Origin of the sequence: Streptomyces rhizosphaerihabitans, from assembly GCF_025399795.1 — a bacterium.
Lineage (GTDB): Bacteria > Actinomycetota > Actinomycetes > Streptomycetales > Streptomycetaceae > Streptomyces > Streptomyces rhizosphaerihabitans.
The window spans coordinates 16,253-34,599 of the sequence record NZ_JAODTZ010000072.1; the positions used below are offsets into that span (position 1 = coordinate 16,253).

Annotated in this window: 10 protein-coding genes and 3 pseudogenes; 5 read left to right on the forward strand and 8 right to left on the reverse strand. The window is 70.3% G+C overall.

The features are described 5' to 3' along the window. Positions 1 to 97: 97 nt before the first annotated feature. Positions 98 to 1,618, forward strand: a complete 1,521-nt coding sequence (glpK, locus tag N4G66_RS40750; protein WP_261709359.1) for a glycerol kinase GlpK — start codon at positions 98 to 100, stop codon at positions 1,616 to 1,618. Positions 1,619 to 1,801: 183 nt separating this feature from the next. Here the strand turns inward: glpK and N4G66_RS40755 are convergent, their stop codons facing one another. Genes N4G66_RS40755 through N4G66_RS40775 form a run of 5 tightly spaced genes read right to left on the reverse strand, consistent with a single transcriptional unit; the run spans position 1,802 to position 9,874 of the window. Beyond that, entirely contained in the window at positions 1,802 to 2,407 is a 606-nt protein-coding gene (locus N4G66_RS40755) for a GTP-binding protein (protein WP_261709360.1), read from the reverse strand. Then, the gene (locus N4G66_RS40760) at positions 2,388 to 6,029 is read right to left on the reverse strand and encodes a hydantoinase B/oxoprolinase family protein (RefSeq protein WP_261709361.1); all 3,642 of its coding nucleotides are present in this window, start codon (positions 6,027 to 6,029) and stop codon (positions 2,388 to 2,390) included. Before N4G66_RS40760 ends, N4G66_RS40755 begins: the two co-directional genes overlap by 20 nt. Before the next feature lie 24 nt (positions 6,030 to 6,053). Next, on the reverse strand, positions 6,054 to 6,449 hold the full coding sequence (locus N4G66_RS40765) for a DUF742 domain-containing protein (RefSeq protein ID WP_261709362.1): 396 nt from the start codon (positions 6,447 to 6,449) through the stop codon (positions 6,054 to 6,056). Between the two features lie 9 nt (positions 6,450 to 6,458). After that, positions 6,459 to 6,896, reverse strand: coding sequence for a roadblock/LC7 domain-containing protein (locus N4G66_RS40770; protein WP_261709363.1), 438 nt, complete (start codon positions 6,894 to 6,896; stop codon positions 6,459 to 6,461). Next, complete coding sequence (locus N4G66_RS40775) at positions 6,893 to 9,874, reverse strand: sensor histidine kinase (protein ID WP_261709364.1); 2,982 nt, start codon at positions 9,872 to 9,874, stop codon at positions 6,893 to 6,895. Before N4G66_RS40775 ends, N4G66_RS40770 begins: the two co-directional genes overlap by 4 nt. Positions 9,875 to 10,296: 422 nt before the next feature. Between N4G66_RS40775 and N4G66_RS40780 the strand changes: the two genes are divergently transcribed. Next, positions 10,297 to 10,935 (forward strand): hypothetical protein, encoded by a 639-nt coding sequence (locus N4G66_RS40780; RefSeq protein ID WP_261709365.1) that lies wholly within the window; start codon positions 10,297 to 10,299, stop codon positions 10,933 to 10,935. Between the two features lie 174 nt (positions 10,936 to 11,109). Here N4G66_RS40780 and N4G66_RS40785 read toward each other — a convergent pair whose 3' ends face one another. Beyond that, entirely contained in the window at positions 11,110 to 12,297 is a 1,188-nt protein-coding gene (locus tag N4G66_RS40785) for an NAD(P)/FAD-dependent oxidoreductase (RefSeq protein WP_261709366.1), read from the reverse strand. A 232-nt stretch (positions 12,298 to 12,529) separates the two neighbouring features. Further along, a complete protein-coding gene (locus N4G66_RS40790) occupies positions 12,530 to 12,850 on the reverse strand; it encodes a bifunctional 3-phenylpropionate/cinnamic acid dioxygenase ferredoxin subunit (protein WP_261709367.1) in 321 nt (106 codons plus the stop codon). A 314-nt stretch (positions 12,851 to 13,164) separates the two neighbouring features. Between N4G66_RS40790 and N4G66_RS40795 the strand changes: the two genes are divergently transcribed. From N4G66_RS40795 to N4G66_RS40805, 3 genes and pseudogenes are all read left to right on the forward strand, one after another. Then, positions 13,165 to 13,887, forward strand: a complete 723-nt coding sequence (locus tag N4G66_RS40795; RefSeq protein WP_261709368.1) for an IclR family transcriptional regulator — start codon at positions 13,165 to 13,167, stop codon at positions 13,885 to 13,887. A 3-nt stretch (positions 13,888 to 13,890) separates the two neighbouring features. Further along, positions 13,891 to 14,991, forward strand: a pseudogene (locus N4G66_RS40800) (amino acid permease); the annotation flags it as partial. 16 nt (positions 14,992 to 15,007) lie between these two features. Continuing rightward, positions 15,008 to 16,560, forward strand: a pseudogene (locus N4G66_RS40805) (GMC family oxidoreductase). Between the two features lie 101 nt (positions 16,561 to 16,661). Here the strand turns inward: N4G66_RS40805 and N4G66_RS40810 are convergent. After that, positions 16,662 to 18,347, reverse strand: a pseudogene (locus N4G66_RS40810) (hypothetical protein); the annotation flags it as partial.

Here is an 18,347-nt window from a genome sequence, read left to right on the forward strand (position 1 = left end):
CCGCCCGACGAAAGCCGGGTCACCCTCCTGACGAGAACGCAGGCCACCCTCCTGACGAGAACGCAGCCTCCTGACGAAGTACACGTAAGGGGACGACATGACGGACAACACCGAGAAATACGTCGCCGCAATCGACCAGGGCACCACCTCGAGCCGCTGCATCATCTTCGACCGGGACGGCGCGATCGTCGCCGTCGACCAGCGCGAACACCGCCAGATCTTCCCCAAGCCGGGCTGGGTGGAGCACGACGCCACCGAGATCTGGTCCAAGGTGCAGGCCGTGGTGGCGGGAGCGATCGCCAAAGCCGGGCTGCGCGCCGACCAGCTGAGCGCGCTCGGCATCACCAACCAGCGCGAGACCACGGTTCTGTGGGACCGTGCCACCGGCAAGCCCGTCCACAACGCGATCGTCTGGCAGGACACCCGCACGTCGGCGCTGTGCAACGAACTGGGCGGCTCGGACGGCCAGGACCGCTTCCGCGAGCAGACCGGACTGCCTCTGGCGAGCTACTTCTCCGGGCCCAAGGCAGCCTGGCTGCTCGACAACGTCCCGGGCCTGCGCACGCGCGCCGAGCGCGGTGAGATCGCCTTCGGCACCATCGACTCGTGGCTCATCTGGAACCTGACCGGCGGCACGGACGGCGGGCGGCACGTCACCGACGTGACCAACGCCGGACGCACCATGCTGATGAACCTGGAAACCCTCCAGTGGGACCCGTCCATCCTCTCCGCGATGAACATCCCCGAAGCGGTGCTCCCCGAGATCAGGTCCTCCGCCGAGGTGTACGGCACCGCCGTGGGCCAACTCGGCGGCGTCCCGGTCGCGTCGGCGCTCGGCGATCAGCAGGCGGCGGTCTTCGGACAGGCCTGCTACGACGTCGGCACGGCCAAGAACACCTACGGCACCGGCAGCTTCCTGCTGCTGAACACCGGTAACAGGCCCGTTCCCTCGAAGAACGGACTGCTGACGACCATGGGGTACAAGATCGGCACCGAGGCGCCGGTCTACTGCCTCGAAGGGTCGATCGCGATCACGGGCGCGTTGGTGCAGTGGTTCCGGGACCAGCTGGGCATCATCCGTTCCGCCGACGAGATCGAAACGCTGGCCGCGAGTGTCGAGGACAACGGCGGCGCGTACATCGTGCCTGCCTTCTCGGGCCTGTTCGCCCCCTACTGGCGCTCGGACGCGCGCGGCGTCATCACGGGTCTCACGCGCTACGTCACGAAGGCGCACCTCGCGCGCGCGGTCCTGGAAGCCACGAGCTGGCAGACGCGTGAGGTCGTGGACGCCATGTACCAGGACTCCGGAGTGCAGATCACCACCTTGAAGGTGGACGGTGGCATGACCAAGAACAATCTGCTGATGCAGCACCAGGCGGATGTCCTCGGCGTACCCGTGATCCGCCCGAAGGTCTCCGAGACGACCTGCCTGGGCGCCGCCTACGCGGCCGGGCTCGCGACCGGGGTGTGGAACGACCTCGACGAGCTGAAGTCGCACTGGCAGAAAGACGTCGAATGGACGCCGTCCATGGAGGCCTCCGTACGCGACAGCGAGTACCACAACTGGCGCAAGGCGGTGGAGAAGAGCTTCGGCTGGCACGACGACACTGTCGAATGACCTCCTGCGCCCGCGCCGGCGGAACCTCGGAGCCGGGGGAACGTCGGCGCGAAACAGGTGTCCACGCGTGCGTACGCCTCACGTGAACCACGCGCGCGGGCATGACCGCGGCCCGTACCCCGGTCGGTGGGGGTACGGGCCGCACCCGCGCGTCGTGACGGCCGCGACGGCGCCACGTGTGCGTCAGGTCGTGACGGTCTCACGGCGGGCCGCGGCGTACGCCATCGCGTGCTGGACGACACGGATGAGGACCTCCTTGACGGACTCCCGGTCCCGCGCGTCACAGAGGACGACGGGCACACCCGGGTCGAGGTCGAGGGCCTGGCGGACGTCCTCCGCGGGGTAACGGGCGGCTTCCTCGAAGCAGTTGACTCCGACCACGAAGGGTATGGAGCGTCGTTCGAAGTAGTCGACCGCGGCGAAGCAGTCCTCCAGGCGGCGGGTGTCGGCCAGCACGACGGCGCCCAGGGCTCCGGTGGCGAGCTCGTCCCAGAGGAACCAGAAACGGTCCTGGCCGGGGGTCCCGAACAGGTAGAGCACCAAGTCCTCGCGCAGCGTGATCCGGCCGAAGTCCATGGCGACGGTGGTGGTGTGCTTGCCCTCCACACCGCTGGTGTCGTCGATGGGCCGGCCCGCCTCGGTGAGGAGTTCCTCGGTGCGCAGCGGCTTGATCTCGCTGACCGCGCCGACGAGGGTCGTCTTGCCCACCCCGAAGCCGCCGGCCACCAGGATCTTGAGCGTGACGGGCTCGACCGGAGGCTTGCCGCGCTCAGAACGCCCGAAGATCATCGATCTCTTCTCCTGCTTGATGGGGGTCGTGCGGCGGTAGGCCGTAGCCCCCGCCGCCGGGGGTTTCGATGACGAGTACGTCGCCGGGTCCGACGTCCGTCGCATCACTTCCGCCGAGTTCCGTGACGGTGCCGTCGGCACGCTCCACGCGGTTGGCGCCGAGAGCACCGGGCTCGCCGCCCGCCATACCGTACGGCGGCACCCTGCGGTGCTGGGAGAGCGTCGAGACGGTCATCGGCTCCAGGAACCGGATGCGGCGTACGGCGCCGTCGCCGCCCCGCCAGTGTCCGGGGCCGCCGCTGCCGCGTCGAATCGCGAACTCGTCGAGCCGGACGGGCAGTCGCCACTCCAGGACCTCGGGGTCGGTGAGCCGCGAGTTGGTCATGTGGGTCTGTACGACGGGGGCGCCGGGGAACCCGTCTCCCGCGCCCGATCCGGAGGCCACGGTCTCGTAGTACTGGTGGCGCTCGTTGCCGAAGGTGACGTTGTTCATGGTGCCGGAGCCCTCGGCCTGCACGCCCAGGGCGGCGTAGAGGGCGCCGGTGATCGCCTGGGACGTCTCCACGTTGCCGGCCACGACGGCGGCCGGGGGGTGGGGGGAGAGCATCGACCCCGGCGGCACCACGATACGGAGGGGGCGCAGACACCCGTCGTTGAGCGGGATGTCGTCGTCCACCAGGGTGCGGAAGACGTACAGGACCGCGGCGTTGACCACGGCGAAGGGAGCGTTGAAGTTGGTGGTGAGCTGCGCGGACGTGCCCGTGAAGTCGACAGTGGCGGAGCGTGTTTCCCGGTCTGCCGAGACACGGACACGGATGACCGCCCCTGAGTCCGTCTCATAGGCGAACTCGCCGTCTTCGAGCGTGTCGATGACGCGGCGCACCGCTTCCTCCGCGTTGTCCTGGACGTGCTTCATGTACGCCTGGACGACATCGAGCCCGAAGTCCTCGATCATACGGCCGACTTCGTCGACGCCTTTGCGGTTGGCGGCGATCTGGGCGCGCAGGTCGGCGAGGTTCGTCTTCGGGTTGCGCGAGGGGTGGGGCGGCTCCGTGAGCAGGGCCAGTGTCTCCGCCTCCCGGAACCGGCCGTTCTCGGCGAGCAGCCAGTTGTCGAAGAGGACGCCCTCCTCGTCGATGGTGCGGCTGTTCGCCGGCATGGAGCCCGGGGCGATGCCGCCGATCTCGGCGTGGTGGCCGCGCGAGGCGACGTAGAACAGGATCCGCTCACCCTCCGTGTCGAAGACCGGGGTGATCACGGTGACATCGGGGAGGTGGGTGCCGCCGTGGTAGGGATCGTTGACGGCGTAGGTGTCGCCGGGCCGCATGGTGTCGCCGCGCCGCCGGACGACCTCCTGCACGCTGGTCCCCATGGAGCCCAGGTGGACCGGGATGTGCGGGGCGTTGGCCACCAGGTTGCCGTCGGGGTCGAACAAGGCGCAGGAGAAGTCCAGGCGCTCCTTGATGTTGACGGACTGGGCGGTCGATTCCAGGCGGGCGCCCATCTGTTCCGCGATGGACATGAAGAGGTTGTTGAAGACTTCGAGCAGAACGGGATCCGCTTCCGTGCCGAGATCGGAACTCTCCGTAACCGCCGCGCGTTCCATGACCAGATGCCCGTCGTCGGTCGTCGCGGCCCGCCAGCCGTCGTCGACGACGGTTGTCGCGCCTGCTTCGGCGATGATCGCGGGTCCGTTCACGGTCTCGCCCGACGGGAGCTCCTCGCGGCGGTGCAGGGGCACGTCGCGCCAGGTGCCTCCCGTGTGAAGGCTGACGGTCTCCGGGGTGGCCGAGCGGGATGCGGGTGCGGCCTGGTAGGGGGCGAGGGCGGAGAGATCGGGGGGTTCGGTGAGACCGGTGGCTTCCACGGAGAGGGCTTCGACGACGACCGGGCGGTCGAGGGTGAAGGAGTAGGTGGCGCGATGACGTTCTTCGAAGGCGTGGGTCATGGCGTCGGGCTCGGTGAGCTCGACGGTCAGCGCCGTGTCCGTGCCGTCATAGCGGAGCTGTGCCCGGCGGGTGATCCGGATGCGGTGCTCGGGGACGTCCTCGGCGAGGAGTTCGGCGCGGGTGGCGCCCTCCAGAGCGTCGGCCGTCTTGAGGATGCCGGGCATCGAGGACGCTTCGAGGGGCGCCTCGACGGACTGTTCGCGCATGGCTGTCGTATCGGCGAGTCCGATACCGAGGGCGGACAGGACGCCTGCCATGGGCGGCACCAGGACGGTGCGGATGCCGAGGGAATCGGCGACCATGCACGCGTGCTGGCCACCGGCGCCGCCGAAGGTGGTCAGCGCGTACCGGGTGACGTCGTGGCCCTTCTGCACGGAGATCCGCTTGACGGCGTTGGCGATGTTGGCGACGGCGATCTGCAGGTAGCCCTCGGCGACCTGCTCCGCGGTGCGGTCGTCTCCGGTCCGCTCGCGGATCTCGTGCGCGAGCGCGTTGAACCGGTCGCGGACGAGGGCGCCGTCCAGGGGCTGCTCCCCGCCGGGGCCGAACACCTGCGGGAAGTGGGCGGGCTGGATGCGGCCGAGTGCGACGTTGGCGTCGGTGACCGTCAGCGGGCCGCCGTTCCGGTAGCAGGCGGGTCCGGGGTCGGCGCCGGCCGAGTCGGGGCCCACGCGGTAGCGGGAGCCGTCGAAGTGGAGCACCGATCCGCCGCCCGCGGCGACTGTGTGGATGTCCAGCATGGGGGCGCGCAGCCGGACCCCGGCGATCAGGGTGGTGAAGGTCCGCTCGTACTCTCCGGCGAAATGGGAGACGTCCGTGGATGTACCGCCCATGTCGAAACCGATGACGCGGTCGAAGCCGGCGAGCTGCGACATCCGGGCCATGCCGACGATGCCGCCCGCGGGTCCGGACAGGATGGCGTCCTTGCCGCGGAACTGACCCGCCTCGGCGAGGCCGCCGTTGGACTGCATGAACATCAGCCGTACGCCCCGGAGTTCGGCGGCGACCTGCTGGACGTAGCGGCGCAGCACGGGCGACAGGTAGGCGTCGACGACGGCCGTGTCGCCGCGCGGCACCAGCTTCATCAGCGGGCTGACCTCGCTGGAGAGGGAGATCTGCGGGAAGCCGATGCGGGCCGCCAGCTCGCCCACGGCTTGTTCGTGGGCGGGGTGGCGGTGGCTGTGCATACAGACCACGGCGATCGCGCGGATCCCGTCGTCGTACGCCTCCTGGAGGGGTGCGACGAGGGCGTCCAGGTCGGGGGCGCGCAGGACGGTGCCGTCGGCGGCGATCCGTTCGTCGACCTCGACCACCCGCTCGTGGAGCAGTTCGGGGAGTTCGATCGCGCGGGCGAAGATGTGGGGGCGGTTCTGGTAGGCGATGCGCAGGGCGTCGCGGAAGCCCCTGGTGGTGACGAGGAGCGTGCGCTCGCCCTTGCGTTCCAGGAGGGCGTTGGTCGCGACGGTGGTGCCCATGCGGACGGCGTCGACCGGGGCGCCCGCGGCGTCCCCTTCGCTACCGAGGAGTTCACGGACGCCCGCGACGGCCGCGTCGGCGTAGCGGGCCGGATTGTCGGAGAGCAGTTTGTGCGTGAGCAGCCGGCCGTCCGGACGGCGCGCGACGATGTCTGTGAAGGTACCGCCCCGGTCGACCCAGAACTGCCAGCCTGTCACGTCTGTTCCCCGTTTCCGCCCAGCTCAGAGCGCCCGGAGGCCGCTGATCACGTCGCGCAGAATACTCTCGTCCGGCAGCTCGGCAGGGGGTACGGGACGTGTCACATGAACCATTTCGTCATCCACCAGGTCCCCGATGAGGACCCGCACCACTCCGATGGGCAGATCGAGTTCGGCTGCGAGTTCGGCGACCGACTGGGGGATGTCACGGCAGAGTTCGACGATGTCCACGTGTTCCGGGGACAGCGAATGGTCCGCCTCGGGGTCCTCGGCGTGCTGTTCGGTGACCACCAACGCGATCAGATCGAGGCGGTGCTGGGCCGCGCTGGTGGTGCGGCCGCGCGTCATGGCGTACGGACGGACCACCGGCCCCGCCTCGTCGTCGAACCAGTGGCGTCTTCCCTGACCGTCTCCGCTCATGTCATCCCACTACCCGTCCGCAGGCAGATCGGTGCGCGGACTGGCGGCCAGATGTACGCCGACTCGCTTGACGAGGAGCGTCATTTCGTATGCGACCTGGCCCACGTCCGAGTCGGCGTCCGAGAGGACGGCGAGGCAGCTGCCGTCGCCGGCGGCCGTGACGAACAGGAAGGCCTCGTCGAGTTCGACGACGGTCTGGCGGACGCTGCCCGCCTCGAAGTGCCGGCCGACGCCCTTGGCAAGGCTGTGGAAGCCGGAGGCGACGGCGGCCAGGTGTTCGCTGTCCTCCCGGGTGAGGTCCTTCGAGGCCCCGGTGGGAAGGCCGTCGCCGGAGAGCACGATCGCCTTGTGGATGCTGGCGACGCGGTCCACCAGTTCGTCGAGAAGCCAGTTCAGCTCTCCGGACACGCTGCTGGTCGCGGGCCCTGCGGCCTTCGGTGCGGTCATCGACCGTCCCCCTTTGTCGTTCGTCGTGCTGAGCCGTCCTGGGCCTGGTCGCCCACGGCGTTCTCTTCGCGTCCGCGCTGCCAGCCCCGCTGGAGCGAGGCCATACGGCTGCGCACTTCGTCGGCGTCCCGCTCGGCGGGGTCCGCCTCCCTACCGTCGCGGCCGTTGCCGCGCTCGGCGAGCCGCGCCGGTCCGTCCTTCAACTGCCGGGCCAGACTGGCCTGCCGGACGCGCCGGGGCAGCGGGGCCGTACCCGATTCTGCCTGCCCCGCCGGGGTGTCGCGCTGCGGGGTCGCGGTGTCCGGGCTCACGGCCGATGCGGCGGTGCGGGTGCGCCGGGGCAGAGCCGGGGCATCGCGGAGGCCCGGGGCTTCCTGACGGCCGGGTGCCTCACGGAGGCCGGGCGCTCTGCGAGGTTCGGGTGCCTCATGAAGGCCGGGTCTCTCAGGTGTGCCGAAAGCCCCGCGCGGACCGGGGGCACCGGAGCGCTCTGCACCGCGCCGGGCCGGGGCAGCGGAGCGCTCGCCGCGCCGCTTGGGCAGCGGCTTCGCGCCTTCGCGTTCCGTTGTGCGGCGTTCCGCGCTCTCGTTCGGCTCAGGGTCCGACGGGGTGCCCGGGTTCCGCACCGATTCGAGGTCCTGGGCCGTGTCCTCGTCCGCCCGGTCGCGCCACGACCTGGCCTGAGTGACGGGTCTGCCGTGGGAGCTGACGAGCTTGGGCGCCCGGCGATGCGGCGGCGGGACGGGAGCGGTGCCCGGAAGGTCGTCGTCCCCGGAGGGGGCGCGATCGTCGGTGCTGTCACCGGCCCGCTGGTGCCGTCCTGCGGGAACCCCGGCGATGGAGCGCCGCGGACGGAACAGCCCCCCGCGTTCGCTGTCGTCGTCGCCGAGAGCGCCGGGGAATCCGGTGAGGGTGTCCAGGTCGACGGGCGCGTCCAGTTCGACGGGGCCGTCCAGGACCGAGGCGGGCAGTCCCGGCAGACGCACCGGCGACCGGGTGAGTGCGGTGTTGCGGCGCTCCTCGGTCTCGCGCTCTTTGGTGGGCAGGGTGCGGTCGAGGCGGAATCCGATGCCGTTGGTGTCCGGCACGTCGTCGGTGAGCAGGGCGTCCGGCATGAAGACGACCGCGGTGGTGCCGCCGTACGGGGACGGCTGGAGCGAGACGCGGACGTTCTGCCGCTGGGCCAGCCGGCTGACCACGAAGAGGCCGAGCCGGTCGGTGTCGGAGAGTTCGAACTCGGGGGTCTCGGCGAGCCGCAGATTGGCGTCGAGCAGCGCCTCGGCGGCCATGCCGAGGCCGCGGTCGTGGATCTCCAGGGTGAAGCCGTTGGCGACGCGCTCACCGACGACATGAACGGCCGTGTGCGGGGGCGAGAACACCGTGGCGTTCTCCAGGAGCTCGGCCACGAGATGCGTGAGGTCTGCGACAGCGGGACCCGTGACGGCGACGCGCGGCAGCCGGCGTACCTCGACGCGTTCGTAGTCCTCGACCTCGGCGACGGCCGCGCGGACGATGTCCATGAGCTGGACCGGCTTGCGCCACTGCCGTGACGGCGCCGCGCCGGACAGGATGACCAGGCCCTCGGCATGGCGGCGCATCCGGGTGGTCAGGTGGTCGAGACGGAACAGGTCGGCCAGCTCGTCGGTGTCCTCGGTCCTGCGCTCCATCGTGTCGAGGAGGGTGAGTTGCTTGTGGAGCAGGACCTGGCTGCGGCGCGCGAGATTGACGAAGACCTCGGAGACGCCCTCGCGCAGTTCGGACTGCTTGACGGCCGCCTCCACGGCGGCGCGCTGAAGGGTGTTGAGGGCCTGACCGACCTCGCCCATCTCGTTCCTGTCGTACTCCAGGCGCGGCACTTCGGTCTCGACGTCGACCTGCTCACCGGCGGAGAGACGGCGCATGACGCTGGGCAGCCGTACACCGGACGCCTCGTGGGCCTCCAGACGCAGACGGCGCAGGTCGCGGATGAGGCTCCGGCCGATGCGCACGGACATGAAGAGCGAGATCAGCAGGGCGATCAGACCGACCACGCCCGCGACCACAGCCTGGAGGATGACTCCCATGGCCACGGGCTTGACGCGGTCCCGGTAGTGGTCGCCCGCCCGGTCCTCGAGTTCGCCGAGTTCGGCGAGCACATGCCCGGCCGCGCCGTCCCAGCTCTTCGCGGTGACGCCGCTCGGCGAGCCGGCCGTGGAAGCGGCGACGGCCTGCTCCGCCACACGCAGTGGCCCGGTGCCGGCGTTCTTCCAGTAGCGCTCGAAGCGGTCGCGTTCCGAGGAGGGAAGCAGCGGCAGGCTGATGTCGTAGAGGAGGGTGCGCTGGGCCACGAGGTCGGAGATGTCCCGGAGTTCGTCTCTGGTGATGTGACCGGCGACCAGTGCGGAGCCGAGGAGGGCGTCCTCACGGGAGAGCAGTTCGCGGGCGCGGGACACATTGACGAGGGCGCGGTCCTCTTTGTCCAGCTCCACGTCGTCGACCACGTGCAGGTTGGCCAACAGGACGTAGCAGGGATCGATCAGACGGTTGTAGAGGCCGAGGGCCTGGACACGGTTGACGGTGCCGTCCTCGATGCCGCTGCGCAGCGAGGAGATCCCGTCGACGGCGTCGAGGAGGGAGGTGAGGCGCTCAGCGGTGCCTCCACCGAATTCCTCGCGCACGCCCTTGTCGTTGGCGTTCCTGCGGACCTTCGCCACGATGCGGTCCGTGGCACCACGGCTGCGCTTGAGCGCCGCGAGCCCGTCGGACGCGCGAGGATCGGCCAAGTAGACGAGTGTCTGGCGGCGTTCCTGCTGGAGGACTCTGACGGTGTCCTCGGTCGGATAGCCGATCTTCTCCACGATCTCGGACACGCTGAAGAGCCGGCTTGCCTCACGCCCCGTGAGCACGGTCGCGAAAGCCCAGATCGCGGTCAAGGACACCAGGGGCACGAGGAGCAGCGCCACAATCTTCCGGCGGATGGACTTCCCGCGAAAGCGCATGGCCTCCCCCAGCTCGACCCCCTCGGCCGGGGGTACACATGTGCGTCAACAAACGGCGTGAGCCTACTACTGACCCGGAGGTAACTCGAAGACCCATCCGGACGCCATCCCGGCTCGACAGGGAACGAGACATGGGGAGTTGTCCGTTCATTGGGGGAGATTGCCTCCCCTAATCCGGCACTTGGGGCCGGATCACATCGGAGCGGAGAACATCGTCAGTTGGCCGGATTTCTTCGCTCGGCGGGAATCTTCAGGACAGGTCGTTCGTCTTTCTGTACGGGAATTGAGGGCGGAATCGGCCACAGGTGCCGCATCCCGCGCTCAGGCGGCGTAAAAGAGCGCAAGCCGGGCAGCCACTGGGGGGCGGGGGTCGCAGGACCCCCGTGCGAGAGGACTGCCAGGCGGTGGGGAGTGACAAGTTGATGGGCACGGCAGAGCGGAGCGGGGCACCCGCTACTGGGGTTGCGACACGCGATGCGGCACAACCGGCCACCCGGGCACCGGATCACGATATTCCGGCAGCTGGGCACGGTCGGCCGGACAAGCGGCGGACCACGACGGGCGGGACCGGCACGGCGGACCTCCAGGACAGCGCCGCGGACAGGGGCGGCCGAGTCGAGGGGAAAGGCGCTGCCACGGACGGATACGAGGACCACGAAGAGCGGGCGTACTACCGGCCGTTGTGGATCGAGGAGCCCGCGCGCAAGCGTCGGCTGCCCGATCCGGTGCGTACGTCGGCCGTGCGCGCGGTGCTCATCATCTCGGTGACGCTGATACAGGCCGTGGTGGCCTTCCTGTGCACGATCGCGGGGTCCTGGCTGGCCTTCCCGATGGTCCTGTGCAGCGTGGCCAGTACGGTCGTCGCCACATGGGCCGTACTGGACGTCTGGGTGACCCGACAGGTGTGGAACCAGCGGAACGGCGTGGTGTCGGTGCCGAGCAGCACCGCACGGGCACTGCGACGCGAGCGCCGCAAGGCCAGGCGTCAGGCGCGGATCTCGGCCCGGGCCCAGGAGCGGATACGCAGGCGGGGCGGGGCCGGGCAGTTGTCGCACCCGTAGCGGAGCGGCGGTTCTCCCCGCCTCGGCCCCGGGTACGGGCGCGGGGAGCAGCGGCACCGCGACGAAGGAATGAGGGGTTCACCGCTCGCGCGGTCGGCCGGTGGAAGGGAAAGAGGAGGAGCCTCCATCTGCCCCTCGCGACCGCCCCATCCGGAGGGCAACGAAGTGACGCCCTCACCGTGCCGCCTGCTCCACCGGGTCCTCACCGCTCGCCAGTTCACGACGGCGACGCATGAAGGCATGGGGGCGGTCGACCGCGAGCACTCCTGTCGCGCGGCCGGCCCGCTCGTACAGGGCGAGGAAGCCGCCCTGCGCCGGTCCGCCGTCGTCGAGGGCGCCCTCGACGATCCGGACCGTGTCCGATTCCTGTCGTCGGCCCGCGAACTGGATCCGCGCACCGTACTGGTCGGACCAGAAGTAGGGCAGGGACCGCAGGGTCGCCGCGGTGCGTCCGGCGAGCAAGTTGCCGACCGCGACGCGGGGTTGCTCGGTCGCGGAGGTCCAGTGCTCGGTGCGGGTGCCGCCGGCCCGGGCGACGTCACCGACGGCGACGACCTGCGGAACTCCGGTCACGCAGCCGTCGTCGCACAGCACGCCGTCGTTCACGGCGAGCGCCGAGCCCGCCAGCCAGCCGGTGTTCGGGGTGGCGCCGATGCCGATTATCACGACATCGGCGGGCAGGGAGCGGCCGTCGGACAGTTTCACTCCGGTGACCGTGCCGCCGCTCTCCCTGAACCCTGCGACGCCGGTTCCGGTGACGAGGCCGGTGCCCGCGCGCCGGTGCAGTGCGGCACACACGGCTGCCATGTCCGGGCCGAGTTGGGGAAGAAGGGGCAGCGGCGCGGCCTCGACGACGGTGACGTCATGGCCGAGGGCGGCGCACGAGGACGCGGTCTCGGCGCCGATGAAGCCGCCGCCGATGACGACGACGCGGCGCTGTCCCGCGGTGAGTTCCGCACGCAGGGCACGAGCCTCGTCGAGGGTGCGCAGGGTGTGCACACCGACGAGGTCGTCACCCCGAAGGCGGCGGGCGGAGGCGCCCGTGGCGATGACCACTCCGTCCGTGGAGACGGTGCGGCCGTCGTCCAGAAGGACAGCGCGGCCACGGGCGTCGAGGCCGCGGGCACGTACGCCGAGGATCCACTCGGCGTCGAGTTCGGCGCGCTCCTCGTCGTCGGTCAGGGCGAGTCGGTCCTCGGCGGAGCGACCGGTGAGGAAGTCCTTCGAGAGGGGAGGCCGGTCGTAGGGGTGGTGGGTTTCGTCTCCGACGATCAGCAGTCGTCCGTCGAAGCCCCGGGCGCGCAGCTCGCGGGCGGCGTACAGACCGGAGAGGGAGGCACCGACGACGGTCACGGTCCTCATAGAGCCCGCCCGACAGCGCGGAGGCTCGTGGCACTCATTTGACGAGTGCGGCTCAAGCAGACCGCGGGGCGCAAGCACCTCGTCCCGCCCACGTGGCCCACTCGGCTCGAGTGGCCCACTCCGCGCACCTGGCTGACTCGGCCCGCTCCGGCGATGGACCAGGAGGCGGGGCCGGCGGCGTCGATTCCGGTCGCGGGGCCGACATGGCGTCCATGGACAGGGCGCGCGGCATTCATGCGGCGGTGTCCTCCTCCGCTGCGAGGTGGACGTGGATCATTCTGTCGTCGACGGCGACGCGGTGGGTACGGACGGGGCGGCGTGCGGGAAGACACGTCGGCAGGCCGGTACGGAGATCGAACGAGGCGGCGTGCAGCGGGCATTCGACCAGGCATCCCTCGAGCCAGCCCTCCGAGAGGGAGGCGTCCTGGTGGGTGCAGGTGTCGTCGATGGCGTACAGCTCGCCGTCGGCGTTGAACACGGCGACCGGTGGCGTGGTTCCGACGCGGACGGATTCGCCCTCGGGGAGGTCTTCAAGGCGGCAGACGGGAATCATGGGCCCCCCCTCTCGGTCCGGACATTTCGTCCGCGACCTCTCAGGTCCAGGTCGTCGGGAACCTTCCGGGTCCCGGACGCTTCGGTAACATGATGTTTCGCATGGCGCACGCGGAAGCGCGATGCGAAACAGAATCCGCGCGGGAATCCCGTCATGTCAAGGGCTTCCCGCAGATGCGGCCCGAACAGGGCCGCCAGGTGGTGAGAGTTGACCTATGACGCGCACGCAGAAGCGGGCTGAACGGCCCCGAGGAGACTCCCGAGAACCAGAGCGGCAGGGGCGCAGGCAGCGCCGTCCAGTCGGTGGACCGCGCTGTGAGCGTGCTGGAGATCCTCGCCCGGCTCGGCGAAGCGGGCGTCACCGAGATCGCCGAGGAACTGGACGTGCACAAGTCCACCGCGTTCCGGCTGCTCGGCGTCCTGGAGAACCGCGGCCTGGTCGCGCAGGCCAAGGACCGCGGCAAGTACTACCTGGGAGCCGCCCTGCTGCGCCTGGCGGGGGCGGCGGCGGTGCGCCTCGACATCTCCCAGGAAGGTGTCCCGGTCTGCCGCGAACTCGCCGACGAGTTGGGCGAGACCGTCAACATCGCGGTCCTGGACGACGACGCGGCGGTCAACATCATGCAGGCCCGCGGCACCGCGTCGGTCACGGCGCAGAACTGGCTGGGCAGACGCACCCCGCTGCACGCCACGTCCAGCGGAAAGGTGCTGCTCGCACACATGCCGCCGACCTTGCGGGAGGGTCTGCTGGCACGTCCCCTGCCGCGCTTCACGGAGCGCACGATCACCGGACCGTCCACCCTGCGCGCCGAGCTGGAGGCCGTGATCGAGCAGGGGTACGGCGTCACACTCGAGGAACTGGAGCTGGGGCTCGCCGCCGTGGCCGCGCCGGTGCGGGCGCACGACGGCAAGGTGATCGCCGCGATCAGTGTGTCGGGACCTGTGTACCGGCTGAACGCGGACCGCCTGCCGGAGCTGTCCAAGCGGACGGTGGCGGCGGGAGCCGAGTTGTCCCGCCGGATGGGCTACGGCTTCTGAGACGCCACCAACGCGGTCATCCTCGCCACGGTGCTCATCCTCTTCACGACCCTGGTGAACGCGTTCGGCGTGAAGCTGATGGCCACCATCAACAGCGCGGGCGTCTTCATCGAGCTGATCGCGACCGTCGTCCTCATCGTGCTGCTCGCCGTCCACATCACCCGAGGACCGCAGGTGGTCACGGAGACGGCGGGCACGGGCACCGGGCACTCGGCCGGCTATCTGGGCGCGTTCCTGGTGGCCTCGCTGGCGTCGGCGTATGTCATGTACGGCTTCGACACGGCGGCCTCGCTCGGTGAGGAGTCCCTGGACCCCTCCCGCAACGCCCCGCGGGCCATCATCCGCGCGATCGTCGCCTCGTTCGTCCTGGGCGGCCTGGTACTGCTGCTCGCGCTGATGAGCGTCTCCAGTCTGAAGGGGGAGAAGCTGTCCACGGAGGGTCTGCAGTACATCGTGCTCGACGTACTCGGCCCGACGGCCGGCAAGGCGATGCTGTGGTGCGTGCTGATCGCGGTCACGGTCTGCGCGCTCGCGGTGCACACAGCGGCGATCCGGCTGGCCTTCGCGATGTCCCGGGACAACAACCTGCCCGGATCCTCCCTGATGGCCCGGGTCAGCCCGCGCTTCAAGACCCCGGTTCTGCCGGCGGTGATCATCGGCATCCTGGCCGTCGCGATCCTCGTCGTGAACATCCGCCAGCCGCAGATCTTCACCGTGGTCACCAGCATCGGCATCGTCATGATCTATCTCGCCTACCTCGGCGTGACCGTGCCGATGCTGGTGTCCCGGCTGCGCGGCACCTGGCAGCCCGCGGGTGACGGCAAGTTCTCGCTGGGCCGCTGGGGCATCCTCGTCAACGCCGTCGCCGTGGTCTGGGGCGCGGCCATGACGGTCAATCTGATCTGGCCGCGCGCCGAGGTGTACAACGCCGCCGCGCCGTTCCACTGGTATCTGCGCTGGGGCGCGGTGCTGTTCGTCGTCGTCATCGGAGCCGGCGGCTTCGCCTACTACTGGTTCATCCAGCGCCACCGCACCGGCGTGCTCGACGAGCACCGGCTGCAGCCCGCCGCCCCTACTCCGCTCACCGCTCCGGCGGCCGACTGAAGGAGGTCAACAGCTCATGAGCAACGATGAGTTCGACTATGTCGTGGTCGGCGGCGGCACCGCGGGCAATGTGGTCGCGGCCCGCCTCAGCGAGGACCCGTCCGTCACCGTGTGCGTCCTGGAGGCCGGACCCAGCGACGTCGGCGACGACGACATCCTCAGACTGGACCGCTGGATGGGCCTGCTGGAATCCGGCTACGACTGGGACTACCCGGTCGAGCCGCAGGCCAGTGGCAACAGCTTCATGCGGCACGCCCGTGCCAAGGTGCTCGGCGGCTGCTCCTCGCACAACTCCTGCATCGCCTTCTGGGCCTCCGGCGGAGGACCTCGACGACTGGGCCGCCGCGGGCTGTACGGGCTGGAGTTCGGCCGATCTCCTCCCGCTCTACCAGCGGCTGGAGTCGAACGACGCCCCGGGCGGCCATCACGGCCGCACCGGCCCGGTGAAGGTGCGCACGCTGAAGGGCGAGGACCCGTGCGGCGCGGCCCTGCTGGAGGCGTGCGCGCAGGCGGGCATCCCGACGACGGCGTTCAACACCGGCACCACGGTGGTGCGGGGCGCCAACTGGTTCCAGATCAACTCCGACGAGAACAACATCCGGCAGTCCTCGTCGGTCGCGTATCTCCACCCGGTCATGGGCAAGCGGCCGAACCTCTCGGTACGGACGGGGGTGCGGGCGAAGAAGCTGGTCCTGGAAGGTCGGAGGTGTGTCGGCGCCGAGTACCTCGACCCGGATCTGATCCACACCAGGTCGGTCCGCGCCCGCCGCGAGGTGATCGTGTCCTGCGGTTCCATCGATACGCCGAAGCTGCTGATGCTGTCGGGCATCGGGCCCGCCGGACATCTGCGCGAGGTCGGGGTCGAGTTGGCCGTGGACGCGCCGGGCGTCGGCGACAACCTCCAGGACCACGCCGAGGGCGTCATCATGTGGGAGGCGAAGCAGCCCATGCCCACCACGTCCAGCCAGTGGTGGGAGGCGGGCATCTTCTACGACACCGAACCCGGCCTGGACCGGCCGGACCTGACGTTCCACTACGGCTCGGTGCCGTTCGACATGAATACCGCGCGGCACGGATTCCCCACGTCGGAGAACACGTTTCTGCCTCACCCCGAACGTCACGCGCGCGAAGTCCCGCGGCACGGTGCGGCTGCGCACCCGCGACTACCGGGACAAACCGAGGGTCGATCCCCGCTACTTCACGCACGAACACGACGTGCGGGTGATGACGTACGGGCTGAAACTGGCCCGACGGATCGTCTCCCGGCCCGCGCTGAGCGGCTGGGCGGGCGCGGAGCTGGCCCCCGGGCCGGACATCCGGTCCGACGACGAACTGCTCGACTACATCCACAGGACCCACAACACCGTCTACCACCCGTCCTGCACCGTGAAGATGGGCGCGGACGACGACCCCTCGGCCCCGCTCGACGCGCGGCTGCGGGTCAAGGGGGTCGAGGGTCTGCGGGTCGCGGACGGCTCGGTGATGCCGGATCTGATCTCCGTGAACCCCTGCATCACCACGATGATGATCGGCGAGAAGTGCGCCGACATGCTGAAGGAGGACGCGTAGACGAGCGCCCCCGCGAGGGCGCGGGGCCGTAGCGACATGCGGCGCCGCCGCGTGGGCGCGACCGGCCACGGACGGCCCGCAGTTGCCCCACCGCCGTGTCTCTACGGGGCGATCGGCGCCGGTCGCTTGTACATCCGCGTCGCGGTGATCTCGGTGTGCACGGTCTCCCCGGCGGGCGCCTCACGCGGCAGTCCCGGCCTCAGATGTTCCTCCACGCTGATGTACTTCAGCCCGGCGCGAAGGTCGGCGTCGTTGCGCAACCGGATGACGAGGGGAAACTCGGCGAGCGCGGTCGTGTCGAACAGGCCGGTCGTGTAGAGGAGCTGGACGCCGAGCGCGTCCGAAACGGCCCGCTGGAGCTCCAGCAGATACGTCGCGTTGGCGCGCCCGATGGGGTTGTCGAGGAACAGGGTGCCGGCGTGCCGGTGCTTGTCCCGGCCGCGGTCGTTGCTGCGCAGCGCGGCCATCGTGCAGTACAACGCGATGGCCGCGGTGAGCAGCTGACCACCGGAGAACACGTCGCCCATCTGCCCGACGGGGACGCGTTCGGCGCGCAGCACGGCGTCCGGCTTGAGGATCTCGACGGCGACGCCCTTGGGCTGGAGCGCGGCGCCGACTCCCCGCAGCAGCAGCGACATGCCGTCGCGCCGCATGTCGGAGTTCTTCTTGACCGCCGCACGGGTGGCCTCGTCCACCACTTCACCGAGCCGCTCGGTGAGGGTGGCCTGGTCGGATTCCTCGAAGCGGATGCGCAGGAATTCCTGCCCGGACCACTCCCCCAGTCCTTCGGGCAGCCGGGACAGGCGCTGCGCGGACCGCAGGGTGGCGAGGGCGGATTCCACGAGCCCGCGCAGCCGGTCCACGATCGAGCCCCGGTTGCGCTCCAGCTGCTCCAGTTCGTCGGTCAGCACGCGCAGCCGGGGAGCGAACGCGTCCGCCCATTTCTGTGCGTGCTCGGGCAGCGAGGAGGCGGGCAGCTCGCGGATCTGCTGCCGGGCTGGGGTGCGCACCTGCTCGTAGCGCGTCGAGTTGGCGTGCCGTACGAGGATGTCGCTCGCCTCACGGACGGCGGACTCGGCCGTGGAGAGGTCGGCGGCGCAGCCGCGCAGCGAGCGGCGGCTCTCGGCGGCGGAGTTCCGTGCCTCTTCGAGCGTGCCGGAGTAGGGCTCGGACTCCTCCTGCTCCTCGTCGACGTGTTCGCGGATCAGGTCCCTGAGCAGGGCGGACGTCTCGTCGAAGCCGCCGGCCGCGTCCTCGGCGGACCGATGGGCGTCGAGGAACTCCGCGTGTGCCTCGCGGGCGCGGTCCAACGCCTCCGTGCGGGAGGCGAGTTCGGTCGTGGCGGTGCGCAGCAGGGTCTGCGCGTGCTCGGCGTCGCCCGGGACCAGTTCGTCCGCCAGGTCGGTGTGCACCTCGCCGTCCTCGGGCGCGTGCCGCTCGGCCTCGCCGCGCAGCCTTCCGAGCTGTTCGCTCGCGGTCGACATCCGGGTCTCCAGGAGCTGCACCAGCTCCTCGGCCCGCGCGACGGCCGCCTGCCGGGAGGGGCTGTCGGAACCGTCGGGCGACTCCAGGAGCTGCGCGGCGCGCGTGCGGACCTTGTTGCTGAGCCGGTCCAGCTCCGCGAGCGCCGCGCTCTCGTCGCTCTCGGCCCGTGACTGCTCGGCCCGCAGATCGGCGCCCACGCCGACCTTCTCGTACAGCTGCGACGCTGCCCGGTAGGCCTCCCGCAGGGCGGGTAGCGAGGCCTTGGCCGCCGGCGTCCCGTCCTGTGCCACCTCGTCGGGGGC